Annotated in this window: 24 protein-coding genes and 2 tRNA genes; 19 read left to right on the top strand and 7 right to left on the bottom strand. The window is 71.3% G+C overall.

Annotated features, from left to right (window positions below):
- Positions 1-17: 17 nt before the first annotated feature.
- Positions 18-152 (bottom strand): hypothetical protein, encoded by a 135-nt coding sequence (locus tag ABD785_RS29505; protein WP_344834852.1) that lies wholly within the window; start codon positions 150-152, stop codon positions 18-20.
- A 459-nt stretch (positions 153-611) separates the two neighbouring features.
- Here ABD785_RS29505 and ABD785_RS29500 point away from each other — a divergent pair, with 459 nt between their 5' ends.
- The gene (locus ABD785_RS29500) at positions 612-764 is read left to right on the top strand and encodes a hypothetical protein (RefSeq protein WP_344834850.1); all 153 of its coding nucleotides are present in this window, start codon (positions 612-614) and stop codon (positions 762-764) included.
- Positions 765-816: 52 nt separating this feature from the next.
- Here ABD785_RS29500 and ABD785_RS29495 read toward each other — a convergent pair.
- Positions 817-890: transfer RNA gene (locus ABD785_RS29495), tRNA-Gly, on the bottom strand.
- 169 nt (positions 891-1,059) lie between these two features.
- Here ABD785_RS29495 and ABD785_RS29490 point away from each other — a divergent pair.
- The 3 genes from ABD785_RS29490 to ABD785_RS29480 all read left to right on the top strand — a co-directional run bounded on the left by ABD785_RS29490 (position 1,060) and on the right by ABD785_RS29480 (position 2,620).
- Positions 1,060-1,902, top strand: coding sequence for a CE1 family esterase (locus ABD785_RS29490; RefSeq protein WP_344834847.1), 843 nt, complete (start codon positions 1,060-1,062; stop codon positions 1,900-1,902).
- A gap of 67 nt (positions 1,903-1,969) precedes the next feature.
- A complete protein-coding gene (locus ABD785_RS29485) occupies positions 1,970-2,146 on the top strand; it encodes a hypothetical protein (RefSeq protein ID WP_344834843.1) in 177 nt (58 codons plus the stop codon).
- A 42-nt stretch (positions 2,147-2,188) separates the two neighbouring features.
- Entirely contained in the window at positions 2,189-2,620 is a 432-nt protein-coding gene (locus tag ABD785_RS29480; RefSeq protein WP_344834840.1) for a nuclear transport factor 2 family protein, read from the top strand.
- A 6-nt stretch (positions 2,621-2,626) separates the two neighbouring features.
- Here the strand turns inward: ABD785_RS29480 and ABD785_RS29475 are convergent, their stop codons facing one another.
- Entirely contained in the window at positions 2,627-4,246 is a 1,620-nt protein-coding gene (locus tag ABD785_RS29475) for an acyl-CoA dehydrogenase family protein (RefSeq protein ID WP_344834836.1), read from the bottom strand.
- Positions 4,247-4,309: 63 nt separating this feature from the next.
- Between ABD785_RS29475 and ABD785_RS29470 the strand changes: the two genes are divergently transcribed.
- Genes ABD785_RS29470 through ABD785_RS29460 form a run of 3 tightly spaced genes read left to right on the top strand, consistent with a single transcriptional unit; the run spans position 4,310 to position 5,697 of the window.
- A complete protein-coding gene (locus ABD785_RS29470; RefSeq protein ID WP_344834834.1) occupies positions 4,310-5,038 on the top strand; it encodes a PaaX family transcriptional regulator C-terminal domain-containing protein in 729 nt (242 codons plus the stop codon).
- Between the two features lie 42 nt (positions 5,039-5,080).
- On the top strand, positions 5,081-5,467 hold the full coding sequence (locus tag ABD785_RS29465) for a phage holin family protein (protein ID WP_344834832.1): 387 nt from the start codon (positions 5,081-5,083) through the stop codon (positions 5,465-5,467).
- The gene (locus tag ABD785_RS29460) at positions 5,464-5,697 is read left to right on the top strand and encodes a DUF3618 domain-containing protein (RefSeq protein WP_344834829.1); all 234 of its coding nucleotides are present in this window, start codon (positions 5,464-5,466) and stop codon (positions 5,695-5,697) included. The genes ABD785_RS29465 and ABD785_RS29460 overlap by 4 nt, the downstream gene beginning before the upstream one ends.
- Here ABD785_RS29460 and ABD785_RS29455 read toward each other — a convergent pair.
- Positions 5,694-6,875 carry a cytochrome P450 gene (locus tag ABD785_RS29455; RefSeq protein ID WP_344834827.1) on the bottom strand — a complete coding sequence of 394 codons (1,182 nt, stop codon included), beginning with the start codon at positions 6,873-6,875 and terminating at the stop codon, positions 5,694-5,696. The two genes, ABD785_RS29460 and ABD785_RS29455, sit on opposite strands and share 4 nt — an antisense overlap.
- Positions 6,876-6,956: 81 nt before the next feature.
- On the opposite strand from ABD785_RS29455, the gene ABD785_RS29450 reads away from it, so the two are divergent.
- The 3 genes from ABD785_RS29450 (at position 6,957) to ABD785_RS29440 (ending at position 9,499) form a co-directional block, all read left to right on the top strand.
- Positions 6,957-8,081: an LLM class flavin-dependent oxidoreductase gene (locus tag ABD785_RS29450; protein ID WP_344834825.1), complete on the top strand. Its 1,125-nt coding sequence runs from the start codon at positions 6,957-6,959 to the stop codon at positions 8,079-8,081.
- Positions 8,082-8,146: 65 nt separating this feature from the next.
- A complete protein-coding gene (locus tag ABD785_RS29445; RefSeq protein WP_344834823.1) occupies positions 8,147-9,364 on the top strand; it encodes a sulfite oxidase in 1,218 nt (405 codons plus the stop codon).
- Positions 9,365-9,425: 61 nt separating this feature from the next.
- Positions 9,426-9,499: transfer RNA gene (locus ABD785_RS29440), tRNA-Pro, on the top strand.
- A 73-nt stretch (positions 9,500-9,572) separates the two neighbouring features.
- Here ABD785_RS29440 and ABD785_RS29435 read toward each other — a convergent pair.
- Positions 9,573-12,131 carry a LuxR C-terminal-related transcriptional regulator gene (locus ABD785_RS29435; protein ID WP_344834821.1) on the bottom strand — a complete coding sequence of 853 codons (2,559 nt, stop codon included), beginning with the start codon at positions 12,129-12,131 and terminating at the stop codon, positions 9,573-9,575.
- A 108-nt stretch (positions 12,132-12,239) separates the two neighbouring features.
- Here ABD785_RS29435 and ABD785_RS29430 point away from each other — a divergent pair, with 108 nt between their 5' ends.
- From ABD785_RS29430 to ABD785_RS29390, 9 genes are all read left to right on the top strand, one after another.
- Positions 12,240-13,241, top strand: a complete 1,002-nt coding sequence (locus ABD785_RS29430) for a YbaK/EbsC family protein (protein WP_344834820.1) — start codon at positions 12,240-12,242, stop codon at positions 13,239-13,241.
- Positions 13,235-13,576 (top strand): effector-associated constant component EACC1, encoded by a 342-nt coding sequence (locus ABD785_RS29425; protein WP_344834818.1) that lies wholly within the window; start codon positions 13,235-13,237, stop codon positions 13,574-13,576. Before ABD785_RS29430 ends, ABD785_RS29425 begins: the two co-directional genes overlap by 7 nt.
- On the top strand, positions 13,573-15,123 hold the full coding sequence (locus tag ABD785_RS29420; protein ID WP_344834815.1) for a caspase family protein: 1,551 nt from the start codon (positions 13,573-13,575) through the stop codon (positions 15,121-15,123). Before ABD785_RS29425 ends, ABD785_RS29420 begins: the two co-directional genes overlap by 4 nt.
- 106 nt (positions 15,124-15,229) lie before the next feature.
- Positions 15,230-17,005, top strand: coding sequence for a substrate-binding domain-containing protein (locus tag ABD785_RS29415; protein WP_344834812.1), 1,776 nt, complete (start codon positions 15,230-15,232; stop codon positions 17,003-17,005).
- 202 nt (positions 17,006-17,207) lie between these two features.
- Positions 17,208-18,644, top strand: coding sequence for a trigger factor (tig, locus tag ABD785_RS29410; RefSeq protein WP_344834810.1), 1,437 nt, complete (start codon positions 17,208-17,210; stop codon positions 18,642-18,644).
- A gap of 217 nt (positions 18,645-18,861) precedes the next feature.
- The gene (locus tag ABD785_RS29405; RefSeq protein ID WP_425547835.1) at positions 18,862-19,491 is read left to right on the top strand and encodes an ATP-dependent Clp protease proteolytic subunit; all 630 of its coding nucleotides are present in this window, start codon (positions 18,862-18,864) and stop codon (positions 19,489-19,491) included.
- Between the two features lie 11 nt (positions 19,492-19,502).
- Positions 19,503-20,156, top strand: coding sequence for an ATP-dependent Clp protease proteolytic subunit (locus ABD785_RS29400; protein ID WP_425547833.1), 654 nt, complete (start codon positions 19,503-19,505; stop codon positions 20,154-20,156).
- A 202-nt stretch (positions 20,157-20,358) separates the two neighbouring features.
- Complete coding sequence (gene clpX / locus ABD785_RS29395; RefSeq protein WP_344834804.1) at positions 20,359-21,633, top strand: ATP-dependent Clp protease ATP-binding subunit ClpX; 1,275 nt, start codon at positions 20,359-20,361, stop codon at positions 21,631-21,633.
- Positions 21,634-21,731: 98 nt separating this feature from the next.
- On the top strand, positions 21,732-22,283 hold the full coding sequence (locus ABD785_RS29390) for a hypothetical protein (RefSeq protein WP_344834801.1): 552 nt from the start codon (positions 21,732-21,734) through the stop codon (positions 22,281-22,283).
- Positions 22,284-22,290: 7 nt separating this feature from the next.
- On the opposite strand, the gene ABD785_RS29385 is transcribed toward ABD785_RS29390, so the two are convergent.
- A complete protein-coding gene (locus ABD785_RS29385) occupies positions 22,291-24,219 on the bottom strand; it encodes a sensor histidine kinase (protein WP_344834798.1) in 1,929 nt (642 codons plus the stop codon).
- Entirely contained in the window at positions 24,219-24,869 is a 651-nt protein-coding gene (locus ABD785_RS29380) for a response regulator transcription factor (protein ID WP_344834795.1), read from the bottom strand. Before ABD785_RS29380 ends, ABD785_RS29385 begins: the two co-directional genes overlap by 1 nt.
- Between the last annotated feature and the right edge of the window lie 2 nt (positions 24,870-24,871).

The following is a 24,871-nucleotide window of genomic DNA, read 5'->3' as shown; positions in this document are numbered from 1 at the left end:
AGGGCCGCCGCCTCCGGTCAGGGTCTGCGGCCCCAGCAGGTGACCGTCGCGGTGGCGAATTCGAAGAAGGCGGGATCGGCCAGGAGGTCCTGGGCCTGGTCGAGGGCCTCGGGGCCGGCGGCGCCCAGTTCGAGGACGTTCCATGACGGCATGATCGGGATCCAGCGCCGATCAGACAAGATCACGCCCCGACAACTGACGGCCCCGAAACGTGTTCCGCCCCCTGACACACCCGGTCGTCGACCACGCACAGGCGCGAACAATGACTCAAGCACCACTCGGATTGATCTAGATCTTGATGGGGACGTAAGTGAAGGTGCCTCGAGTACGCGAACCCTGCGGCACCTACGCGAACCTCCTGACGTTCATCATCAACGAGGACACAGAGACCGTCCGCATCATCGACATCCTCTGGACCGGGTGACCCCCGCGGACCGGCCTCCTTCCACCCCGAGGATCGTCCCGTCTGCCGCCACCCACACCCCTGTTCTGCTTGGCTCCGCCTGGGACGTCGGCGAGCGGGAGGATCCCCCATCCCAGAGCCAGAGGCCCCGCCGGAGGCACAGCTTGTAGCTCGTAGGCCTTGGCGGCGGCGCGACGCGTCGCCGCCCTTGACGCGTGCGGCGCTGATCTACCAGCACGCCGGCACGGACAGAGACAAGGCGATCGCGAAAGTGATGGGCGACGCGCTGAAGGCGGCGCGCAAGGGCACGAAGAAGGGATCGGGCACGCAACGGGCACGGAAGGCGGAGAAGAAGCACTGAGAAGCAGGAAGCCCCGGCTCGGGATGGGGCTTTGAGCTGGGGCTTTGTGCTGTGGAGCGGATGACGGGAATCGAACCCGCGTAGCTAGTTTGGAAGACTAGGGCTCTACCATTGAGCTACATCCGCGTGGGGTGAACGGACGGAAGCTTACAGGGTTTGCGGGGGGTTCGCGAAACCGTTGCGGTGACCGTGGGTGATGAAGTTGACACTTTTGTTGGAAGTGTCAAAACGGGGCGGCGATTTGTGGCGTTTTGGGCGTAGGCGTGATGGGGGTCACAGGCGTTGGATCTGCGCCATGAAGAAGTTGATCGCTTGGGTGCTGGTGGGGTTCGTCGGGCTCTCGTCGGTGGGGGAGGCGGGGGCGCGGGCCGAGGAGAAGTCGGTCCGGGGGACCATCTCGGTCGGTGGGTGGGAGCGGTCGTACCGGCTTTACGTGCCGCCGGGGGTCACGGGGCGGGCGCCGCTCGTGGTGGCGTTGCACGGGGGGCTCAACGACGGGGCCTACCTGGAGCGGCAGAGCGGGCTCGACGGGCTGGCGGAGCGGGAGAGGGCGGTCGTCGTCTACCCGGACGGGATCCTCGGGACCTACAACGCCGGGACGTGCTGTGCCTTCGCCCGGATCCTCGGGATCGACGACGTCGGCTTCCTCGACGCCCTCATCGCGCGGCTCGACGCCGACGGGGTCGCCGACGGGCGGCAGGTCTTCCTCACCGGCTTCTCCAACGGGGCGGCGCTCGCCTACCGGTACGCCTGCGAGCGGGCCTCCAGGGTCGCGGCGGTGGCCGTCGTGTCGGGGGCCCTCGGGGTGGGGTGCGAGCCGGTGCGGCCGGTGCCGGTGCTCGCCTTCCACGGGACGGCCGACTTCTCCGTGCCCTACGACGGCGGCGGCAACATGGACGGCGATGTGAAGATCCCCTTCCCGCCCGTCCGATGGCTCATGGATTTCTGGCGCTGGAAGAACGGCGGCCTGCCCGACCTCGGCTGGGCGACCGACATCGGCGACTGGACGTGGTGCCAGAGCAGCTCCCGCGACGTCATCGAGGTGCAGTTCTGCACGATCCTCAACGGCGGCCACGAGTGGCCCGTCCGCGCCACCGACCGGATCGCCGGATTCTTCAGGGCGCATCCGCCGCGGTGAGTCCGATGGCCCTCGTGATCACCGCCGGTTAGGGTGCGGGCACTGATCGTCGAGCGCGGGGGTGCCGGTGAGAGCGGTGGTGCGGGCCTGGGCCCTGGCCGTCGGGGTGGTGCTGGCCGTGGCCGGGGCGTTCCTGGCGTCCCAGCTCTCCGCGACGCCGGGCCAGGAGCGCGGCGACGTCCCGCGCGAGCTCCCGCGCCCTCCCGTCCACGACGGCATCCGGCTCCCCGAACTTCTCCGCTGACAGGACTCCCTACCAAGCGCTAGGTTCCCTTACGATCGGGCGATGGAACCGCGAGAACTGTCCGACCGGCTGGAGATCGCCGAGCTGCTGGCGCGTTACGCGCTGGCCGTCGACACGGGGGACTGGGAGCTGTTCTCCACCCTGTTCACCGAGGACGCGACGCTCGACTACGCCTCGGCCGGAGGCGTCACCGGCACCACGGCGGAGGCCCGCGCGTGGCTGTCCGCGACGCTCGCCGGGTGGCCGGCCAGGCAGCACCTCATCGCCTCGACCGTCATCCGGATCGACGGCGACGAGGCCGAGGTCAGAGCCTCCTTCACCGACACGCTGGCCCCGTCGGGCGCCATGCTCAAGCACGACGCCCCCGGTTTCGTGAAGGGCGGCGGCTGGTACCACCACCGCCTCATCCGGACCGACGGCGGCTGGCGCAGCCGCGGAGTCGTCCTCGAGCAGATCTGGCGCACCATCCAGTAGGGCGGCTCAGTCTCCGGCCGTCAGCGCCCCCGCCAGCAGCTCGTCGAAGCCGCCGAGGTCGTCCGGCCGGTCCATCCCGCGCAGCGGGCCCGGGTCGGTGAGATGCCGCTCGGTGTAGAGCCGCGCGACCTCGGGACGCCCGTGGTCCTGGAGCAGCGCCGCGGTGTGGACGTCGGTCATGTACCGGGCCAGCGGATACAGCCGCGCCTCCGCCACGTCGTCGGGGAGCGCGTGCCACGCCGCGACGGTCTTGTCGAGGTCGTCCAGCGGCACCTCCGCCGAGAGCCCCGCCAGCCGTGACCGGAACTCCTCGTAGGCGCCCTTGCGCAGGGCCCGCCGGACGTCGAGGCACAGGATGTTGTCGCCGCCCTCCCAGATCGGGTTCACGTGGGCGTCGCGCAGGATCCTGGCGACCGGCCACTGCTCGATGTAGCCGTTCCCGCCGTGGATCTCGACCGCGTCACCGGCGGCCGTCACACCGAGGCGGGCGGCGCGCAGCTTGGCCAGCGCGGGTGTCAGCCGCTGCCGGTGCAGGAAGCCGTCGAAGACCAGGACCTGCGCCGCCTCGACCTCGACGACCAGCTCGGCGAGCTTGCGCCGCATCAGCGGCTGGTCGATCAGCCGCCGCCCGAACGCCTCCCGGCTCCGGGCGTACAGCACCGACTCGACCAGCGAGCGCCGCGCGCAGGCCAGTCCCATCAGCGCGATCCCGAGCCGCGCCCCGTTGGTCAGTTCCATCATCCGGCCGAGGCCCCTGCCGTCCGACCTGCGCTCGGGTGCCAGCAGGAACGCCTCCGCACCCGAGAACCCGATCTCGGCCGAGGCCACCGAGCGGGTGCCGAGCTTGTCCTTGAGCCGCCGCACCGAGATCGCGTTCGGGGAGCCGTCCCGCCGCTCCTTCAGCACCAGGAAGGGGGCGATCTCCGCCGCCGCCTCCGGGCGCGCCATCACCACGAACGCCGACCCGTTGGCGTTCGAGGCGAACCACTTCACCCCGGTCAGCTCCCAGGCGTCCGACGCGGGACCGGCCCGGTGCGCGACGGACTCGAGCGCGGCCAGGTCGGAGCCGCCGGTGCGCTCGGTGAGGAGCTGGGCGGCCTCGCCGGAGAACATGCCGTCGGCGAAGATCTCCCGGACCCGCTCCTTGACGTCCGCCGGCGCGAAGGCCTCCGCCAGCAGGACGACCATGTCGCCGCCCGTGCCGAGGGCGCAGCCCATCCCGATGTCGGCCTGGTAGAGGAGGTAGTTCCAGGCCATGCCGAGCGCCACCGGGTTCGCCCCGTGCCCGCGGGCCTCGGCCAGGAAGCCCGGACGGGTGAAGCTCCCCGCCACCAGCGCCCGCCGTGCGGTCTCGAACGACGGAGGCATGACGACCTCGCTGACCTCGTGCCCCCACCGGTCGTAGCGCTCCAGCCGCGGCGGATCGCGGTCGGTCGAGCGGGCGCAGGTCTCCACGAGCCCGCTCATCAGCGCGCCCGCCTCGACGAGATGGGGTTCGGCCCAGGCCAGGGCGTCGTCGCCGAGGTGCCGGCGCAGCTGCGCCCGCAGACTCGGATCGCTGGAGTACCAGTTGAGCGAGGCCGCTCCCTGGTACCGCTCGGTCGCGTACCGCCGGGTGGTGTCCATGGCCCGGACATTACAACTTCTCGACACGTGATGGAAGACTGTAATGCGAGATAGGGTCCCGGCATGGAGTTCCGGCCGCTCACCGCCCGTTCGGTCGTGCTCAGCACCCTGCTGGGCAGCCATCCGCCCCGTCTGCCCGCGCGCTACCTCGTCCGGGTGGGGGAGCTGTTCGGCGTGGCCGAGGGCACGATCAGGGTGGCGCTGTCGCGGATGGTCGCGGCCGGCGACCTCGTCCAGACCTCGCGCGGCTACGCCCTGTCCGACCGGCTCGTGCACCGGCAGAACCGGCAGGACGAGAGCCGTGCTCCGCACACCCGCCCCTGGTCGGGGGCCTGGGAGCTGGTCGTCGTGACGGCCGACCGGCGCGCCGCGGCCGACCGTGCCGCCCTCCGCCAGGCCATGGCCGACCTCCGTCTCGCCGAGCTCAGGGAGGGCACCTGGCTGCGCCCCGCCAACCTCGACAGGCCCCGCCCCGGCGTGGTCACCGAGCAGTGCGCCTGGTTCGAGGCGCGCCCCGACGGCGACCCCGCGGAGCTCGCCGCCCGGCTCTGGGACCTGGACGCCTGGTCGGCCCGCGCCGGTGATCTCAGCCGCGCCCTGGACCCCGGGGCCTCCCTGGCCGACCGCTTCGTGGTCTCCGCCGCCGTCCTCCGCCACCTGCTCCAGGACCCGCTGCTCCCCGATCCCCTCCTGCCCGGAGACTGGCCGGGAGGGACCCTTCGCGCCCAGTACGCGGCGTTCCAGGCCGATTTCGAGCACTTCCTGGTCCGGCACGTCCTGGAACCCGGCTGAGCCACCGGAGTTTGGACCCCCTCCACGGGGAACACCGCAGACATGGCCGACGAAAGCACAGCGAACCTGGTCAAGCAGGCGTCCGAGCAGCTGTCCCATCTCGTGCGGGCCGAACTGCGGCTGGCCGCCACGGAACTCAAGGACAAGGCCAGACGCGGCGGCACCGGCGGCGGGCTCCTGGCGGGAGCCGGGCTCCTCGCCCTCTACGCCTTCGCCGCGCTGCTGGTCGCGGCCGGTGCGGCGCTCGCCCTGGTGCTGCCCGTCTGGGCCGCCGCGGTGATCGTCGCCGTGGTGCTGCTCCTGGGCGCGGGCGTGCTCGGCCTGACGGGCAGGAAGCGGCTGGCCGAGGCCGTCCCGCCCGTTCCGGAGGAGGCTCTGCACAGCGTCGCCGAGGACGTCGCGGAGATCAAGGAGAGGGCCCACCGATGACCGGCGGCCCCCACGAGGACCTGCACCGCGAGATCGAGCGGACCCGGCAGGACCTGGGCGACACGGTCGCCGCCCTGGCCGCCAAGGCCGACCTGAAGGCCCGCGCGAAGGCGGGCCTCGCCGCGACCGGCACCCGCATCGGAACCGCCGCGAAACGCCCGCGCACCCTCGCCGCGGCGGCGGGGGTCGCCGCCGCGGGAACGGCCGTCTGGCTCCTGCGGCGCCGCTAACGCGTGGTGAAGGTGATCGGCAGGCTGAGGAAGCCGCGGTCGTTGGAGGAGTGGATGCGCCTGGCTGCCTCCAGGTCCAGCTCGTAGTCCGCGACGGCCGCCGTCAGCTCGGTGAGGGCGACCCGGGCCTCGAGCCGGCCGAGATGCGCGCCGAGGCAGTGGTGGCGGCCGATCCCGAAGGCCAGGGATCCGGAGGTGTCCCGGTCGAGGTCGAAGACGTCGGCGTCGGGGAAGACGGCCGGATCGCGGTTGGCGGCCCCGGTGAGCAGCAGGACCCGCGCGTCGGCCGGAATCGTGACGCCGTGCAGCTCGACCTCCCCGTTCGTGGTGCGGGCCAGCGCCTGGCTCGGCGGATCGAACCGGAGCGTCTCCTCGATCCACGGCTCCACCTCGCCCGCCAGCGCCCGCTTCCGCTGCGACGGCCGTGCCGACACCGCGTGCAGGGCGTTGCCGAGCAGCAGCATGGACGTCTCTATCCCGGCCCCGACCAGCAGGATCAGCACCCCGACGATCTCCTCGGGGCCGAGCCGGTCGCCGCCGGAGGAGGCGTCGATCAGATCCGAGAGCAGATCGTCCCGGCGGGAGCCGCTCCGGGCGATCGTGAGCTCGGTGTAGTACCCGACGAGCGCCCCGATCGCCGCCAGGGCCTCGGGCGGCAGGTCGTGCGCGGCGGCCGTCTCCGGCCGGTACATGATCGCTGAGCCGAGCTCCCGCACCAGGTCGCGGTCGGCCTCGGGCACTCCGACCAGCTCGGAGATCACATCGGTCGGGTACCGGGCGGCGAACTCCATGAGGTCGCCGCCGCCCGCCTCCAGCAGCGGGGCGAGGTGCGCCCGCGCGATCTCCCGCAGCCGTGGTTCCAGCGACCGGACGCGCTGGTGGGTGAAGGCCCGCGCGACCAGCGACCGCAGACGCGTGTGCCGGGGCGGGTCCATCGCGACGAAGGAGAAGAAGCGTTCCGCGTCGGGGCCCCAGAAGGCCGGTTCGAGGCGCAGGCCGTTGCGGCTGGAGAAGCGGGCGGAGTCCCGCAGGGCCGCCGCGACGTCGGCGTGCCGCGACAGGGCCCAGAAGTCGTCGGCCTCGTTGCGGTGGACGGGCGCCTGCTCGCGCAGCCGTGCGTAGACGGGGTAGGGATCCTGCTGGACGCCGAAATCGAACGGACTGTAGTGCAGATCCATTGTTCGATCATGTCCCACTTGCGCCCGACCGCACAGGGCCCTCTAGATTGGAAACCGGTTCTAGTTAAGGCGGTCTCCCCGATGCGTTTCGGCGTCTTCCTCGCCCCGTTCCACCCGGTCGGCCAGAACCCGACCCTCGCACTGGAACGTGATCTCGATCTGATCGTCCATCTGGACAAGCTCGGCTTCGACGAGGCCTGGATCGGCGAGCACCACAGCGCGGGCTTCGAGATCATCGCCTCGCCCGAGGTGTTCATCGCGGTGGCCGCCGAGCGCACCAGGCACATCCGGCTCGGCACCGGCGTCTCCTCGCTGCCCTACCACCACCCGCTGATGCTGGCCGACCGGATGGTGCTGCTCGACCATCTGACGCGCGGCCGCGTCATGCTCGGCGTCGGACCCGGATCGCTGCCGAGCGACGCCCACATGATGGGCATCGACATCAGCGCGCAGCGGCGGATGATGTCGGAGTCCCTGGACGCGATCATGGCGCTCCTCGCCGGGGACGCCCCGGTCACCATGAAGACCGACTGGTTCACCCTCAACGACGCCCGCCTCCAGCTGCGGCCCTACAGCCGTCCGGGGCTCGAGGTGGCCGTCGCCGCGACCGTCTCCCCGGCCGGACCCCAGGCGGCCGGGAGGCACGGAGCGGGCCTGCTGTCGATCGGCGCGACCCAGACCAAGGGCTTCGACCTGCTCGGCGAGACCTGGAAGACGATGGAGGCGGCCGCCGGAGGGCCCGTCGACCGCGGCACCTGGCGCCTGGTCGGCCCGATGCACCTGGCCGAGACCCGCGAGCAGGCCAAGCGCGACGTCGACTTCGGCCTGGCCCGCTGGATCGACTACTTCAAGAACGTCGCGGCGCTCCCGCTGGCCCCCGACACCGACGACACCGCCGAGATGGCCGACGCCATGAACGCCAACGGCTTCGCGGTGATCGGCACCCCCGACGACGCCATCGCCCAGATCGAACGCCTCCAGGAGAAGTCCGGTGGCTTCGGCTCCTACCTGATCATGGCGCACGACTGGGCCGACACCGCCGAGACCCGGCGCTCCTACGAGCTGTTCGCCCGCTCTGTGGCGCCGCACTTCCAGGGGTCGGTCACCGCCCTGACGGGCAGCCGCGACTGGGCCTCGGCGAACCGGGAGAGCTTCATCGGCGAGGCCAACGCGGCGATCATGGCGGCCTTCCAGAAGAAGGACTGACGCCTCCTGATTAAATCGACCTTATTGGTTGACAATACCCTCGGCCGATGGCGAGGATCCTTCCCATGGATCTCACGGACGAGGGCGTGTACGAGCGGGTCCGGTCTGCCCAGCGGGCCGAGCTGAGCCGGCGGGGCCTGCTGAAGACCACGGCGGTGGCCGGTGCGGGCGCCGCCCTCGCCGGGGGCCTGACGACCAGGGCCGCAGCGGCGGGCCCGATCGTCAAGCCGCTGCCGCCCGAGTGGTTCACGGTGTTCGGCACCAACGCCGAGACCCGCTGGGAGGCGCTGCGCGGCCAGGGCTTCCTGACCCCGAACGAGCGGTTCTTCGTCCGCAACCACATCCTGACGCCCCAGATCGACCCGGCCTCCTACCGCCTGCGGATCTGGGGCTCGGGCGTGGCGAACGAGCTCGAGCTGAGCCTCGACGACCTGCGTGCGATCAAGGGCGAGTCCCTCGTCGCCTCGGTCGAGTGCACCGGCAACGGCCGCGGCTTCTACGCCTCCCAGCAGGGCCAGACCGTCTCCGGGACGGCCTGGAAGCTCGGCGCCGTCGGCGTCGCCCACTGGCGGGGCGTCCGGCTGTCGGCCCTGCTGGAGCGGGCCGGGCTGACCGGCGGCGCGGTCGACCTGCTGCCCCGCGGCCTCGATCCCGACTATGTCGACAAGGGCGTCAACCTCGGCCGGGTCCGCCGCCCGCTGCCGGTCGCCAAGGCACTGAAGGACGTCCTGGTCGCCTACGAGATGAACGGTGAGCCGCTCCCGCCCGACCACGGCTTCCCCGTCCGGCTCGTCGTGCCCGGCTGGGTCGGCATCGCCTCGGTGAAGTGGCTCGGCGACATCCAGGTGGCGGAGGAGCCCCTGTTCTCGCCGTGGAACACGACCTTCTACCGGATGTTCGGCGGTGATCATCCCCCCGGAGGCGGTGACCCGCTCACCACGATGAACGTCAAGAGCGCCTTCGAGCTGCCCTGGAACGCCACCCTGACCGCGGGCCGCACCGAGGTCCTCCACGGACGCTCCTGGTCGGGCGCCGGCCGGATCGCCCGGGTGGAGATCAGCACCGACGGGGAGACCTGGCAGGACGCCGTCCTCGACCCGTCCAGGTCGGCCACCGCCTGGCAGCAGTGGGAGTACCGCTGGCACCGCCCGGCCGCGGGCTCCTACCAGCTCCGCGCCAGGGCCACCGACGAGCACGGCACCGTCCAGCCCGAGACGGCCCCCTTCAACACCCTCGGCTACCAGTTCGGCGCCGTCGTCCGGCACCCCGTCACGGTCGCCTGACCCGCGGGACTCCTATCTCGTCAGCATGACCCCCCACTTACGACTACACTCGTCACGTCAACGGGGCGTGGCGCAGCTTGGTAGCGCGCTTGCTTTGGGAGCAAGAAGTCGCAGGTTCAAATCCTGTCGCCCCGACGGTCGCCGAAGGTCCTCGCTCTCCAGAGCGGGGGCCTTTTCCGCGTCCCGGGCCCGGTCGCGAGGCCGAAGATCATCGGCGGCGGAGCAGGAGCAGGCGGCCGAGCTGGGAGCGTTCGGGAATGCCGGTGCGCATGTAGATCGTGCGGAGATGGTTGTCGATGGTCCGCTTCGACAGGTGGAGGCGCTCCCCGATCTCCCGGTTGCTGAGCCCCGACACGACCAGGTGGACCACCTCCCACAGGCGCGGGGTGAGGTCGGGGGCGCCCAGGCTGTGCAGGGGGAGGGTGTCGGCGTCCTCGCAGGCCGTCAGGTACTCCAGGGCCAGGGTCTCGGCGTTGCGGCGGCGGCGCTCGGTGCCGTCGCGGCGCAGGACGGCCGCGGCCCGGGCGGCGGTCTCCGCCGCGAACAGGGTGAAGCCCTGCGCGGCCCACTCCCTGGCGACCTCGGTGAGCCCCTCGGGATCACGCGCCCAGCGGGCCTGGCGGTAGGTGGTCTCGGCGCGGATGCCCAGGAAGCGCAGCTCCGACAGCCGGACGACCGTCGAGGATCCGGCGGCGTTCAGGCGGACCAGGTCGTGCAGGGCGAGGAGCTCGAACCCCGGCAGGCCGTCGAGCCGGGCGGAGGCCGCGGCCTCCGCGGCCAGGTGCGCGGCCTCGGAGGTCTGGCCCGAGGCCGTCGCGATGGCGATGTCGGTCAGCTCCGCCCAGCGGGTGAAGGCCGTCCAGGTGGGGCGGTTGCGGCGGCGCGCCTCGGTGAGGGCGGCCCGCGCGCCCGCGGCGTCGCCGCGCATCGCGAGGGCGGCGGCGTAGGCGCCCATGCAGCCGCCGACGGTCGTGGCCGTCGGATGGTGGGCCGCGGCGTGCAGCACGCTCAGCGCGGTCCGCGGCCGGCCCTCGGCCATCGCGAGCTGGCCGCGCCACAGGGCCAGGCTGCCCTCGCCGCGCGACCACCCGTGCTGGTCGGCCTCGGCCGCGGACATCGAAGCGACCGCCTCGCGCGTCATCCGCAGATCGCCGGAGAACAGGCCGGCCATCGCCCACGTCGAGTGCAGCGGCGACACGAGCACCGGCACGCCGTCCCGCCACGAGCCGTCGGCGAGCGCGGTCCGCAGCACCGCGACGCCCTCGCCGATCCGGCCGAGCTGCACCAGCGCCAGCGCCCGCGCGTTCAGCACCTGCGCGACCTGCCCCGCCTCGAGCCCGCCCGCGTCGAGCAGGGCGTCGGCGAGGTTCAGCGCCTCCGCGGGACGCGTGGCCGACGCCAGCAGCGACAGCCGCCGCACCGCCAGCTCCGGAACCTCCGCCGACAGCAGCGCGAGGGCGCCGCCGAGCCGGTTCATCCCCCACGCGAGATTGCTGGCCTTGGCGAGCGTCACCTGGACGCGCTGCGCCGGCTCGACCGGGGTCGGCAGGGCGTCCAGGACGGCCCGCGCCTCGTCGGGCAGCTGCGCGTTGTCGAGAACGGTCGCCAGCAGCAGCGACGCCTCCAGGCCGCCGCCCGCCGTGACCGCGAGATGCCCCAGCCGCAGCGCGAGCGGGTAGTCGTGCGCCGCCCAGGCGAGCCGGCAGGCCTTCAGCAGCGGCCCGGGCGGCGCGCCGAGCCCGCTCTCGATCCGCCACAGGGTGAGCCGCAGCGGATCCTCGCGCCGGTGCGCCCCGTACCGCTCGTGCGTTCGGGCGAGCGCGGCGAACCGGGACCTGCGGCGCAGCGACGGGCACTGCGCCCGCGCGACCTCGCCGTACAGCGGATGGGCGAGCCTGACCTCCGCGCGCCGCCCCGCAGCCTCGACCCGGACCAGCCCGCGCGCCTCGGCCTCCTCGACGGCCGCGGCCCCGCACAGCGCCGTCAGCGGACGCAGCCCGAGCGGCTCGGCCAGCGCCACGTACTCCAGGACGGCCGCCTGCACGCCCGACAGCTTCCCGATCCGCTCCTGGATCAGCTCCGTCAGCCGCGGGCCCGGCGCAGGGACGCCCGCCAGCCGCCACATCCCGCGCTCCTCGGCCAGCTCACCGGAGTCGAGCGCCGCCCCGACCAGCTCCCGGACGAGCAGCGCGTTCCCCTCGGTCGCCCGGTACAGCCGCTGGAGCGTCGTGTCGTCGACCGGCCCGCCGAGCCGCGCGTGCAGCATGAGCGCCGTGTCCTCCGCGGTCAGCGGCCCGATCTCCGACCGGACGGCGAACCCGTCCTTCCACAGCGAGGCGACGGCGTCCGGCACGTGCTCCCCGGTCCTGACCGTCGCCACCAGGTAGGCCCCGGCGTTGGCCACCAGGTAGCGGACGGTCGCGGCCGACGCGGCGTCCAGGAGATGGGCGTCGTCGACGGCGAGCAGCAGGCGCCGCCCGCGCACGCTGATCGCCTCCGCGGCCCAGCGCAGCGGGTTGGTCATGCCGCCCGGTGACTCGGCGGGCAGCAGATGCGCCAGCGCCCCGTAGGGGATGCCGTTGGCCGAACCGGTCGCGCTGACCCTGGCCACGGTGAACTCACCCTGGGGAAAGCCCTCGACGATCTCCGCCGCGAGCCGGCTCTTGCCCGCCCCGGCGGGACCGGCGATCACCAGCGCGCTCTCGCGGGCGATCTGCCCGAGCCGCGTGAGCTCCGCGGCCCGCCCGGCGAACGGCCACCCGGCCATGTGCCCCTAGCCTTTCTCGGCGTCCCTCCTTATGGTCGCCCTGTGGACCGCTGGGGAGCAAGCTTCTCCGTAGACTGCCCGCGCTGTGCCCGGCGCACCATCGTCCGGGTGCCCGACGGGCCCGACCGCGCGTTCCTGCCGGTCCAGTTCCGGCCCCACCCGCTCGCCGAGTGCCAGGCGTGCCTGCTGGTCGTGCTGCTCGACCTGGCGGGGGAGCCCGCCGTGGTGTGGCCCGCGGGCCCGCCGCCGCCCGATCCCGCGATCCCCCGGACGCTCCGCGACGAGCTCTCCGAGGCGCGCTCGTGCCTGCGGGCGGGAGCGCACTCGGGTGCCGTCGTCGCCGTGCGGCGGATCCTGGAGGGAGTCTGCCGCGACCACGGCGTGCACCGCCCGACCCTCTACACCTCCCTCGGCGTCATGGCCGACGACGGCCGGATCGAGGGCCGCTTCCTGCAGTGGGCCGAGGACCTGAGGATCCTCGGCAACCGCGGCGCCCACCTCAACTCCGCGCCCGCCGAACGCGACGCCCGCGACGCCGTCGCCCTCGCCGAGGCGCTGCTCGACTACCTCTACGTCTTCGCCCGCACCTACGAGGAGTTCAAGGCCCGCAGGGGAGAGGCGCCGCGCCGCCGCCCCGACCCGCCCGCGGTCCGGCTGCTGCGCGAGCGGAACGTGCCCTTCACCGAGCGGCCCGCCCCCCTGCCGCGCGGCCGCCGTGTCGCCCGCCGCGACCTGCCCGCCCTCCTCGGCCTGCCGTTCCTGACGGCCGAACCGGAGCGCCTGACCAAGGCCGTCCTGGTCGACGCCGGCCCACATGTGGCCATCACACTCCTGCCGGTCACGGGACGCATCGACCTGGCGGCGGTCGCCCGCACAATGGGACGGCCCTACGCGCGCATCGCCGAGCCCGCTGAGGTCCAGCGGCTGGGAACCGATGCGGTCACGCCGCTGGCGCTTCCGTTGCGGGTCCCGGTCCTGTACGACCCGTCGCTCACCGCCCACCGGACCGTCCTGGTCTCCAGCGGGCGCGACGGGATGGAACTGGAACTCGCTCCGGAGGATCTAATCCGCGTCACCGAAGCCGTCCCGATCTCCGGAGAACCATGCTGACCGTCCGCCTCTCCGCCCCCGGCCCCGACGACCTGCGCTCGCTGGACGACTGGCTGCGCGGCGAGGAGCGGCTGCGCGGCCGGATCCGTCTCGTCCCCGCTCCGCCGCGCCCCGGCGAGCTCGGCACGGCCGACGAGGAACTCCTGGTGACGCTCGCCGACGCCGCCCAGAACGCCGCGCTCGCCGAGACGGTCGAGATCTGGCTGAGGCACCGGGGCACCGATGTCACCCTCCAGGTCAGGATCGGCGACCGTCCGCCGGTCACCCTGGTGGGCGACGGGACCCTGGACGTCGCGGTGCTGCTCAAGGCGGCGGTGGAGGCGGCGGGCGGATGAGGATCTTCGACCCGGAACGTTCCTGGGCGCTGCTCATCGGCACCGCCACCTACCGGCACCTGCCCGGCATCCCCGAGGCCCACGCCAACCTCGCCGCGCTCGCCGACGTCCTCACCAGCCGGAAGCTGTGCGGGTTCAAACAGGAGCACATCCGGGTCATCGCCGATCCCGCCGACACCGCGCGGATCGGCGCCGCCCTGCACGAGCTCGGCACCCGCGCCGAGGACCTGCTGCTCATCTACTACGTCGGCCACGGCCTGCTGGACCGGCGCGGCCGCCTCCACCTGGGGCTGACCGGCACCCACGACGATCCCGCGCTGCTGTCCTTCAGCGCCCTGCCCTACGAGCTGGTGCGCGACTCGGTCGCGGCGGGCGACGCCCGCTGCCGGATGGTCATCCTCGACTGCTGCTTCAGCGGCCGGGCCATCGACGCCTCCGCGGCGCCGAGCTCGGTCGTCGCCGGACAGCTCGAGATCCAGGGCGCGGCCACGCTCACGTCGAGCTCGCGGGTGTCGGTGTCACTCGCCCGGGCGGGCGGCGCGCACACCGCCTTCACCAGCGAGCTGCTGACCGCGATGCGCAGGGGGGACCCGTCGGGGCCGCCGATCCTCGGCGTCACCCATCTGTTCGACGCGGTCCGCGGCCGGCTCGGCAGCCGGGGCCTGCCCGAGCCGCAGCTCGCCGTCCACCAGAACATCACCCATCTCGGGCTGGTCCGCAACAGCGCGTCCGGTGCGGCGCCCGCCCCGGACGAGCCCGTCATGGCGCCGCCCCGCCACCGGCGCAGGCCCGGCTTCCCGCCGCTGCCGCTCATGGTCGGCGCGGGCGTCCTGGCCCTCGGGCTGCTGTCGTTCGTGAGCGTCGCCGCCTTCACCGGGGGAGGCGGCGGCCGGCCCGCGCCCGGCACGACGAACCCGAAGGCACTGACCGCTCCTCCGTCCGGCGCGACGCCCCCGGGCGAGGCGATCCCGGCCGGCCCGGTGGTGAGCGACAGGGCCACCACCCCCTCCGCCCCCGTCGCGCCGAAGGCGACCCCGTCGGGCGGGCCGACCCCGCGCCAGGTGCGGCCCGCGCCGACGTCCGCCGCACCGTGCACGATCCCGGCCAACCTCGTGGGACGCGACGTCGGCGAGGTCGAGGCGCTGCTGAAGGCGCGCGGGGTCACCAGCCAGATCATCTGGAGCGACAGCCTGGCCGACGGCACCGAGACCGACAGCCCGCGCAAGGTCTACGCGATCGACCCGGTCGAGGGGCGGGAGTGCCCCGAGAACAGGATCGCCAAGCTGCGCGTCTACCACCGGTACATGTTCGTGCGCGATCTCGTGAACTGGTCGAGGGCCGCGGTCGAGCAGTGGGCGAAGGAGTGGCACGTCCGGCTCGACCCGGTCGACTCCTGCGGGTCCGGCCGCTGCCACGCCACCGCCACCAGTCCCGGTGCCTGCGGCCGTCTCTACCTGGCCGACTCGCTCACCGTCACCTTCGCCACCGAGCCGGTCGGCGGGCACGAGCCCGTGTCCTGCCCCGCCGACGTCAACGCGGGCTTCTGATCGCAACGGATTGATGACGAAGGGCACCGATGGGCGATCATCGACATCTAAGCGGTGAACCGGGACGGTTTACTTTCCGGACCGATGGTGTTCATCAGGAGGCACAGTGGCGATCAACACCCCGACCAGGCGAACCAACCCGTGGCCGCTGGTGGCCATCGTCACGGTCGTCACCCTCATGATCGCGGCGGGTGTCGTGTTCTTCCTCGCGAAGGGTTCGGGCGACTGCGGCGGCACCACCAAGCTGAGGATCGCGGCCTCGCAGGACAAGGTCCAGCTGCTGCAGATGGCCGGTGACGCCTACGCCAAGGACGCCGAGGTCGGCGGCAAGTGCGTCAGCATCACCGTCGACTCCAAGAACTCCGGCACCGCCAAGGAGGCCCTGGCCCGCGGCTGGTCGGACGACGACGGCCCGCGTCCCGACATCTGGTCCCCGGCCTCCAGCCAGTGGGCGGCCCTGCTGCGGGAGCAGTCGCCGAAGGCCCCGGTCACCGGCACCTCCTGGCCCGCGATCATGACGACGCCGCTCACCATCGCGATGCCCAAGCCGATGGCCGAGGCCCTGGGCTGGCCGGACAAGCAGATCGGCTGGCGTGACCTCGCCGAGCTGGCCACCTCCGCGGGCTGGTCGACCAAGGGCCACCCCGAGTGGGGGACCTTCAAGCTCGGCAAGACCAACCCCAACTACTCCACCAGCGGATTCAACGCGACGCTCGCGGCCTACTTCGCCGCGACGGGCTCCACCAGCGACCTCGTCCCCGAGGACCTGACCGCGCCGAAGAACCGCGAGTTCGTGGGGAACATCGAGAAGTCGATCGTCCACTACGGCGACACGCTCCTCACCTTCTTCAGCAACCTCCAGCGCGCCGACGACCGGGGCGAGGCGCTGAACTACATCTCGGCCGTCACGGCGGAGGAGACCTTCGTCTGGAACTACAACCAGGGCAACCCGACCATCGACCCGACCCAGATCGGCGAGCACGCCAAGCCGAAGGTCCCGGTCGTGGCGTTCTACCCGAGCGAGGGGACGGTCCTGTCCGACCACCCGTTCGTGGAACTGACCTGGATGGACGCGCAGAAGAAGCGGGCAGCCGACGACTTCCTGGAGTACCTGCACTCGGGTCCCGGCCAGAAGTTCTTCACCGACCACGGCTACCGCGGCTGGAAGGGCGAGCCGGGAGCGTCGGCGTCGAAGGACTTCGGCGTGCTCGCCGAGCAGCCCAAGATCAAGCTGCCGCTGCCCGCGGCCTCGATCATGCAGGGTGTGCTGAACAGCTGGACCGAGCTGCGCAAGCCCGCCAAGGTCCTGCTCGTGCTCGACAAGTCCGGCTCGATGAGCCAGAAGGTGCCCGGCACCGACAAGAGCAAGCTCGACCTGGCCAAGGCGGCCGCGATCAACGCCCTGAAGGAGTTCGCCCCGCAGGACCAGGTGGCCCTGTGGCAGTTCTCCTCCAAGCTCGTCGGCGACCAGGACTACCAGCAGATCGTCCCGTTCGGCGGGATGGCGGGCGCGCATCGCGACCAGCTCAAGAACGCGCTGTCCGGGCTCAGGGTCCAGGGCGGCACCGGCCTGTACAACACCACCGCGGCCGCCTACGACACGCTGCGCGGCGCCAAGGCCGCGGGCGCGATCAACGCGGTCGTGGTCATGACCGACGGCCAGAACGACCGGCGCGGCGGCATCGAGGACCTCGAGACGCTCACCGGACGCCTGGCGGCCAAGGAGGGCGAGCCCGTCCGCGTGTTCACCCTCGCCTTCGGGGACGGCGCCGATCTCGAGACCCTCACCAAGATCGCCCAGGCGACCGACGGCGCCGCCTACGACTCCAAGGACCCGAACAGCATCAGCCAGGTCTTCTCCGAGCTGCTGTCCAACTTCTGAGTTCAGGGGTGTCCCGGCCAGTGGCCGGGACCCCCTAGACTTGGGGCCGCATAGGCATGTGTTGCCGCCCGAAAACGACTCAGTCAGACCGGCGGCCTGCTAGGTGCTTGCCTGGAAGTCCTGCTAGCCGCCGAGGCTCGCCTGCTCCCAGGCTCGAGCGCGTAGAGCCGTGTCAACCGCCGGATCAAGGAGACCTGCCCCAGTGAAGACCGCCGTCGAGGAGCTGACCCCGACCCGGGTGAAGCTCACCATCGAAGTGCCGTTCGAAGAGCTCAAGCCGAGCCTGGACAAGGCTTACAAGGAGCTCGCCAAGCAGGTGCGGCTGAAGGGCTTCCGTCCGGGCAAGGCCCCCGCCGCGCTGATCGACCAGTACGTGGGTCGCGGCGCGGTCCTCCAGGAGGCCGTCAACGACGCGCTTCCCGGCCTCTACGGCAAGGCCGTCGAGGAGAAGGAGCTGTTCGTTCTCGGCCAGCCCGACGTCGAGGTCACCAAGCTCGACGACGGCAAGGAGTTCGAGTTCACCGCCGAGGTCGACGTCCGCCCCTCCTTCGAGGTGCCGGAGTACGAGGGCCTGCCGGTCACCGTCGACGACGCCACGGTCACCGAGGAGGAGGTCGAGGAGACCCTCGGCAACCTCCGCGACCGCTTCGCGACCCTGACCCCGGCCGAGCGTCCCGCGGCCGAGAAGGACAACGTCACCATCGACCTGTCCGCCGCGATCGACGGCGAAGAGGTCGAGGACGCCGCCACCAAGGGCTACTCCTACGAGGTCGGCGCCGAAGGCGCGATCGAGGGCCTGAACGAGGCCATCGTCGGCCTGGCGGCCGGCGAGTCCAAGACCTTCTCCTCCACCCTGGTGGCGGGCTCCCGCAAGGGCGAGGCGGCCGACGTCACCGTCACCGTCTCCAAGGTCCAGAACAAGGAGCTGCCCGAGGCGGACGACGAGTTCGCCCAGCTGGCCTCCGAGTTCGACACCATCGACGAGCTCAAGGACGACGTGCGCAAGCGCCTCGCCCGCCAGAAGAGCATGAACCAGGTCGGCCAGGCCCGCGACAAGGCCCTCGAGGCCCTGCTCGAGAAGGTCGAGATCCCGCTGCCCGACTCCGTCGTGGCCAACGAGATCGCCCGCCGCAACGAGCAGCTCGAGCAGCAGCTCTCCTACGCCGGTCTCTCCCGTGAGGACTACCTCACCGAGGAGGAGAAGACGGCCGAGGAGTTCGAGGCCGAGATCGACGACGCCGCCCGCAAGGCCGTCAAGGGCGGCTTCATCCTCGACCAGCTGGCCCTCCAGGAGGAGCTGGGCGTCGAGAACGAGGAGCTCAGCGAGTACGTCGTGACCCAGGCCATGCAGATGGGCCTGCCGCCGCAGCAGCTCGCGCAGTACCTCACCGAGAACAACCAGATCCCGGCCCTCGTCGCCGAGGTCCTGCGCAGCAAGGCGCTGAACCTCATCGTCGAGCACGTCAAGATCTCGGACGAGTCCGGCAACGAGCTCGACCTCGACGCCCTCCGCAAGGAGATCAACGGCGAGAGCGTCGACCTCGAGGCCGAGACCGTCGAGCAGGCCGAGGAGATCACCGAAGAGGCCGCCGCCTCGACGGAGGAGACCGCGACCTCCGACGAGAAGACCGAAGCCTGATATTAGGCAGAACGTCCCATTCGCCCCGCATGCCTATTCGGCGTGCGGGGCGTTTGTCTTCAAGAGGTGTTCGCGACCGGCTAAACCCAAAAGCGCTGAAAGGCGCGGCGGGTACGCCCCGAGCGAAAAGAACGTCCCCATGGCATGAACCCGCGGTGGGGCGCGTTAGTGTCCATGACATCAGTCGAAGACAAACTACGGAGGAATCAGGGTGAGCATGCCTCCGACCTTCCACGAGCCGATCGTCATGCGTGAGGGTGGCGCCGCGGGCGCTCTCCTGGCGCAGGAAGCGCTGCACCAGCAGCTTCTGCGCAAGCGGATCGTCGTGCTCGGCCAGCAGGTCGACGACGACATCGCGAACCGTCTGTGCGCCGAGCTGCTGCTGCTCTCGGCCGAGGACGGAAAGCGCGACATTACCTTTTACATCAACTCTCCGGGTGGATCCGTGACCGCCGGTATGGCGATCTACGACATCATGGAGTACGTGCCCAACGACATTGTGACCGTGGGCATGGGCCTGGCGGCGTCGATGGGGCAGTTCCTGCTCTGCGCCGGCACCGCGGGCAAGCGTTACGCCCTGCCGCACGCCCGCATCATGATGCACCAGCCGTCGGGCGGCATCGGCGGTACGGCCTCGGACATCAAGATCCAGGCCGAGCAGATGCTCTACGTGAAGAAGACCCTCGCCGAGCGGATCGCCTTCCACACCGGCCAGACGACCGAGCAGATCCACGCCGACTCCGACCGCGACCGCTGGTTCACCGCGGCCGAGGCCCAGGCGTACGGTCTGGTGGACCACGTCATCACCAGCGCCAACGAGGTCCCGTCGGAAGGGCCGGTTTCCTGATGGAGAAGTTCATGAACATCAGTGCGGGCGGCGGCCTCCAGCCGGTCGACAGCCGTTACATCATCCCCTCGTTCGTCGAGCGCACCGCGTACGGCGTCAAGGAGATGAACCCGTACAACAAGCTGTTCGAGGAGCGCATCATCTTCCTCGGCGTGCAGATCGACGACGCGTCCGCCAACGACGTCATGGCCCAGCTGCTGACGCTGGAGTCCATCGACCCGGACCGCGACATCAGCATCTACATCAACTCGCCCGGTGGCTCCTTCACGTCGATGACGGCCATCTACGACACGATGCAGTTCGTCAAGCCGGACATCCAGACCGTGTGCATCGGCCAGGCGGCCTCCGCCGCGGCCGTCCTGCTCGCGGCGGGCACCCCCGGCAAGCGGGCCGCGCTCCCGCACTCCCGGATCCTGATCCACCAGCCCGCGACCGAGGGAACCTACGGTCAGGGCTCGGACATCGAGATCCAGGCACGCGAGATCATGCGGATCCGCGAGCAGCTCGAGACCATCCTCGCGCGCCACTCGGGCAAGACGCCCGAGGAGGTCCGCAAGGACATCGAGCGCGACAAGATCCTCACGGCCGATGAGGCCAAGGTCTACGGACTGGTCGACGACGTCTTCGTCAGCAAGAAGCGCCGGGTCGAGGTAGTGTCTTCGTAAGACGGCGCACAATCTCCGCCCTGTGGCGGGGATTGCCGGGGTACCCCCCGGCTTCGAGGCCACATTCCCCCAGCGGGGTGTGACCCGGCGCCCCGGAGACGGTACCGTCGAAGCAGCCTGTTGCGGCGGTGTGCGAAAGGGCCTGCCGGCCCGGCAGCGCACCGCCGGCCAAGAGGCGGCCCCACGAAAAGGAGACAACCGGGTGGCACGCATCGGCGACGGTGGTGACCTGCTGAAGTGCTCGTTCTGCGGGAAGAGCCAGAAACAGGTCAAGAAGCTCATCGCGGGCCCGGGTGTGTACATCTGCGACGAGTGCATCGATCTCTGCAACGAGATCATCGAGGAGGAGCTCTCCGAGAGCTCCGACCTCAAATGGGACTCCCTGCCCAAGCCGCGTGAGATCTTCGACTTCCTCGACGGCTACGTCATCGGGCAGGAGCAGGCCAAGAAGGCACTGTCGGTAGCGGTGTACAACCACTACAAGCGGATCCAGTCCGGAGACTCCCGCGACGACGCCATCGAACTGGCCAAGTCCAACATCCTCCTGCTGGGCCCCACGGGTTCGGGCAAGACACTCCTCGCTCAGACACTCGCCAAGCTGCTCAACGTGCCGTTCGCGATCGCGGACGCCACGGCCCTGACCGAAGCCGGTTACGTCGGCGAAGACGTCGAGAACATCCTCCTGAAGCTCATTCAGGCGGCCGACTACGACGTCAAGAAGGCCGAGACCGGCATCATCTACATCGACGAGGTCGACAAGATCGCTCGCAAGAGCGAGAACCCGTCGATCACGCGCGACGTCTCGGGTGAAGGCGTTCAGCAGGCCCTGCTGAAGATCCTGGAAGGGACGACCGCCTCGGTTCCGCCGCAGGGCGGCCGCAAGCACCCGCACCAGGAGTTCATCCAGATCGACACGACCAACGTGCTGTTCATCTGCGGCGGAGCCTTCTCCGGCCTCGAGAAGATCATCGAGTCCAGGGTCGGCCGGCAGGGCATGGGCTTCGGAGCGGTCATCCGCTCGAAGGTCGACTTCGCCAAGAACAGCGACATCTTCGGCGACGTCATGCCCGAGGACCTGCTGAAGTTCGGCATGATCCCCGAGTTCGTCGGCCGGCTCCCGGTGGTCACCTCGGTGCACAACCTGGACCGCGAGGCTCTGATCAACATCCTCACGGAGCCGAAGAACGCGCTGGTCAAGCAGTACCGCCGGCTGTTCGAGCTCGACGGCGTCGAGCTCGAGTTCACCGACGACGCCCTCGAGGCCGTCGCGGACCAGGCGATCCTGCGCGGCACCGGCGCCCGTGGACTGCGCGCCATCCTCGAAGAGGTCCTCCTCTCGGTGATGTACGAGGTCCCCTCCCGCGCCGACGTCGCCCAGGTCGTCATCACCCGCGAGGCCGTCCTCGAGCACGTCAACCCGACGCTCGTCCCGCGCGAACGCACCCAGAAGCGCGAGCCCCGCGAGAAGAGCGCCTGATTCACCGAAGCTGAAAGAAGGACCCCGGCCCGCCCGCGCCGGGGTCTTTCTCGTTCCCGGGGAAACGGCCCGACGGTCTCGGGCGTCGAACCGTCGTGATGAACATCGCGGTCGTCGTCCTCGCCGTCGTGGGCATCGCCCTCGGCGCGTACGTCTGGGAGCTGGGCACCTCGCGGCGGCTCCACCGGGCGCTCACCGCGCTCGCGGTGGTCGTGGCCTCCGCCGCTCCCGCGCTCGGGTTCCTGGCGCTCACCCTGGGCCACTTCCGGTCCGACGGCCGCTTCACCGCGGTCTCCTGCGACGGCGGGACGCGACGGGCCGAGGCGCGGATCGGCGATCGCGGCTTCGAGGCCCCCGGCTGCGTCAGGACGAGGGCCGCCATGACGTTCGTCAACGCCGGGACCGCGCGGGTCGAGCTGTGCGTGGGCGTGCTGGGCGACTGCTGGCCCCGGTCCGACCTGCCCCGGTCCGCGTGGGAGGGGATCACCCTGGAACCGGGGCAGCGCCGCGCCTGGGCCCTGCCGCCGCACTCGCGCTGGCTGACCCCCTTCGAGCGGCGCTACCCGCTGACCGTCCGGGAGGGCTCGTCGCTGAGCGCGCCCGATCTGGTCCTCAGGGTCGAGGTGCCGCCCGACCCGCCCACCACCTGAACGGGGCTCACCCGATCGGGAGACGGGCGGTGAGGACGGTGCCGTGGCCGGGCCGGGAGGCGAGGGTGAACGTGCCACCGAGCTCGGAGGTCCTCTCCCGCATCGAGATGAGGCCGAGGCCCGAGGACGGGGCCTTGGGCAGGCCGCGGCCGTCGTCGCTGACGACCAGTTCGAGATGGGTGTCGGTGAGGGTCATACGTATCGCCGCCGAGGTCGCCTGGGCGTGGCGGGTGATGTTGGTCAGTGCCTCCTGGACGATCCGGTAGGCGGCGACCTCGATGGGGGAGGGGAGGTCGATCGGGTCGGCTTCGACCGTCACATGGGGCCGGGGGAGGTCGGCGGCCAGGGTCTGGACCGCCCCGGTGAGGCCCTGGGCGTCGAGGGCCGGCGGGCGCAGGCCGTGCACGAGGTCGCGGATCTCGGCCATCGCCGACGTCATGCGCTCGCGGAGGGCGACCAGGGACGGTTCGACGCTCGTCGGATCCGACCGCAGGCGGATGCGGGCCGCGTCGACCGTCAGGGCCAGGCTGGCCAGGGTGGGGCCGAGGCCGTCGTGCAGGTCGCGGCCGAGCCTGCGGCGTTCCTCCTCGCGGGTGCTGATGAGGTTCTCCTGGGAGACCCGCAGCAGCCGGACGGTGTGCGCGAGATCGGCGACATGCCGGGTGAGGACGCCGAGCAGCCGGTGGTCGCTGCGGCCCCGCGCCTCGATGAGCAGCCGTCCGATGGGCTCTCCGTGCCAGACCAGGGGGATGGCGCGGGGATTGTCGCCGAGGACGCCGTCGGAGTGCAGGATCCGGCCGTCGATCTCGACGGCGGCGCCCGTCAGCGCGAGGGCCCGGCGGGCGGTCTTGACGCCGAGCCGCAGCGCCTCGGTGGGGCTCTCGGTGCGCTGGACGGTCCGGCTGAGCCGGTCGGCGAGCCGGTAGGGATCGCGTTCGAGGCCGAGCAGGGAGTCGACCGACCGCTGGACGCGCTTGCGCACGGGCTGGAACAGGGCGCCGACCGCCAGCGCGCCGGCGAAGCCCGCCGCCGGGCTCATGACGAAGTGCTGGACGGCCGCGATGAGCCCGAAGTAGACGAGCCCGAGGATGACGGTCAGCGTCGCGTAGACCAGGGTGCGGTTGACGATGACGTCGATGCCGTAGAGCCGGTCGCGCAGCACCGCCACGGCCAGCGCCACCGGGACCGTTCCCACGGCCGTGCAGGTGAGGGTGGTGAACGCCCAGAACGGGATGTCCGGCCAGAGCAGGTCGGAGTAGCCGACGACCGCGGTCCCCAGCAGCGGGTAGGCGATCCAGGCGATCTGCCTTCTGGCGATCTCGTCGCCGGCCTTGAACCGCACGGCCAGTGAGGAGATGGCCAGGAACGTCGTGCCCACGGTCAGCGGCTCGATGACCCGTCCGTAGAAGCCGTCGAACCCGGCGACGGCGTCCACCCCGAAGGGGTTGGAGTGCCGGTAGGGGCCGAACCCGAACTCGCCGGGCAGGAGCATGAGGAACACCGTGTTCACGACGACCAGCAGGACCGCGAGCACGAGCACCGGCCGCCACCGCCGCGACGGCACCCGCCCGTCGGGGAACAGCAGCGGCACGAGCATGATCAGGGGCAGGAACTCGGGGATGTAGGCCCACTTGGCGGCCCAGCGCAGCAGCACGGCCCCGGGGAGTTCATGGACGACGGCCCAGCGCGACACCGGGATGGACAGCCAGTACCCGGCGGCGAACAGGCCGATCGTCCACACCAGGCGGCCGACGACCAGCCCGGGCCTGCGGCTCAGCAGAAAGGCCCCGACCGTCGGATAGGTGACGCCGATGACGCACTCGGGCCGGAAGACCTGCTGGGTGCGGTACTGGGGCGGCAGGTCGTAGCGGAACCAGAAGGCGGCCACGACGGCGACCGGCCCGGCGACCGCGCCGAGCCACAGCAGCCGTCTCATCAGAGACCGAGGCCCGCTTCACGAGCGAGGACGATCGCCTGGGCGCGGTCGGCCACGTGCAGCTTCATGAAGATGTTGGAGACGTGGTTGCGGATGGTCTTCGGCGACAGGAACAGGGTCGCCGCGATCTCCCCGTTGTTGCGGCCCTGCGCGATCAGCTCGAGGACCTCGCGCTCGCGCTCGGTGAGCTCGGGGAAGGCCGCCTGCTTGGGGTCGGGCATGTCGAGGAAGTAGGTGAGGACGCGCCGGGCGATCTCGGGGCCGTAGATGGCCTCGCCGGCGGCGACGGCCTTGACGGCCCTGGCGATCTCCTCGGCTCCCGACTCCTTGAGCAGGTAGCCGCGGGCGCCGGCGCGCATGGCGGCGAACACCGAGTCGTCGTCGCGGAACATGGTCAGGACCAGGACGCCGAGGTGGGGGCTGGTGCGGGTGATGGTCCGGGTGGCCTCGATGCCGTTGCCGCCGGGCATGTGCAGATCCATCACGACCACGTCGGGCTGGAGCTCGTGGGCCAGGGCGACGGCGGCGGGCCCGTTCTCCGCCTCGCCGACGACCTGGATCTCCAGGGCCTCGAGCAGGGCGCGCAGCCCCTGCCGGAACATCGGATGGTCATCAGCGATGATCACGCGGATCTCGTCCGTGTCGGACACTT

It is taken from the genome of Actinocorallia longicatena (genome assembly GCF_039534125.1).
Taxonomy (GTDB): Bacteria; Actinomycetota; Actinomycetes; order Streptosporangiales; family Streptosporangiaceae; genus Actinocorallia; species Actinocorallia longicatena.
This window is presented reverse-complemented; position numbering and strand designations above follow the sequence as displayed.

What these genes read in the sequence shown, in the direction of transcription:
- ABD785_RS29505 (WP_344834852.1), bottom strand. Translation starts at nt 152, where the DNA reads ATGCCGTCATGGAACGTCCTCGAACTGGGCGCCGCCGGCCCCGAGGCC.
- ABD785_RS29490 (WP_344834847.1), top strand. Translation starts at nt 1,060, where the DNA reads ATGAAGAAGTTGATCGCTTGGGTGCTGGTGGGGTTCGTCGGGCTCTCG.
- ABD785_RS29480 (WP_344834840.1), top strand. Translation starts at nt 2,189, where the DNA reads ATGGAACCGCGAGAACTGTCCGACCGGCTGGAGATCGCCGAGCTGCTG.
- ABD785_RS29475 (WP_344834836.1), bottom strand. Translation starts at nt 4,246, where the DNA reads ATGGACACCACCCGGCGGTACGCGACCGAGCGGTACCAGGGAGCGGCC.
- ABD785_RS29470 (WP_344834834.1), top strand. Translation starts at nt 4,310, where the DNA reads ATGGAGTTCCGGCCGCTCACCGCCCGTTCGGTCGTGCTCAGCACCCTG.
- ABD785_RS29465 (WP_344834832.1), top strand. Translation starts at nt 5,081, where the DNA reads ATGGCCGACGAAAGCACAGCGAACCTGGTCAAGCAGGCGTCCGAGCAG.
- ABD785_RS29460 (WP_344834829.1), top strand. Translation starts at nt 5,464, where the DNA reads ATGACCGGCGGCCCCCACGAGGACCTGCACCGCGAGATCGAGCGGACC.
- ABD785_RS29455 (WP_344834827.1), bottom strand. Translation starts at nt 6,875, where the DNA reads ATGGATCTGCACTACAGTCCGTTCGATTTCGGCGTCCAGCAGGATCCC.
- ABD785_RS29450 (WP_344834825.1), top strand. Translation starts at nt 6,957, where the DNA reads ATGCGTTTCGGCGTCTTCCTCGCCCCGTTCCACCCGGTCGGCCAGAAC.
- ABD785_RS29445 (WP_344834823.1), top strand. Translation starts at nt 8,147, where the DNA reads ATGGATCTCACGGACGAGGGCGTGTACGAGCGGGTCCGGTCTGCCCAG.
- ABD785_RS29435 (WP_344834821.1), bottom strand. Translation starts at nt 12,131, where the DNA reads ATGGCCGGGTGGCCGTTCGCCGGGCGGGCCGCGGAGCTCACGCGGCTC.
- ABD785_RS29425 (WP_344834818.1), top strand. Translation starts at nt 13,235, where the DNA reads ATGCTGACCGTCCGCCTCTCCGCCCCCGGCCCCGACGACCTGCGCTCG.
- ABD785_RS29420 (WP_344834815.1), top strand. Translation starts at nt 13,573, where the DNA reads ATGAGGATCTTCGACCCGGAACGTTCCTGGGCGCTGCTCATCGGCACC.
- ABD785_RS29405 (WP_425547835.1), top strand. Translation starts at nt 18,862, where the DNA reads ATGCCTCCGACCTTCCACGAGCCGATCGTCATGCGTGAGGGTGGCGCC.
- ABD785_RS29400 (WP_425547833.1), top strand. Translation starts at nt 19,503, where the DNA reads ATGAACATCAGTGCGGGCGGCGGCCTCCAGCCGGTCGACAGCCGTTAC.
- ABD785_RS29390 (WP_344834801.1), top strand. Translation starts at nt 21,732, where the DNA reads ATGAACATCGCGGTCGTCGTCCTCGCCGTCGTGGGCATCGCCCTCGGC.
- ABD785_RS29385 (WP_344834798.1), bottom strand. Translation starts at nt 24,219, where the DNA reads ATGAGACGGCTGCTGTGGCTCGGCGCGGTCGCCGGGCCGGTCGCCGTC.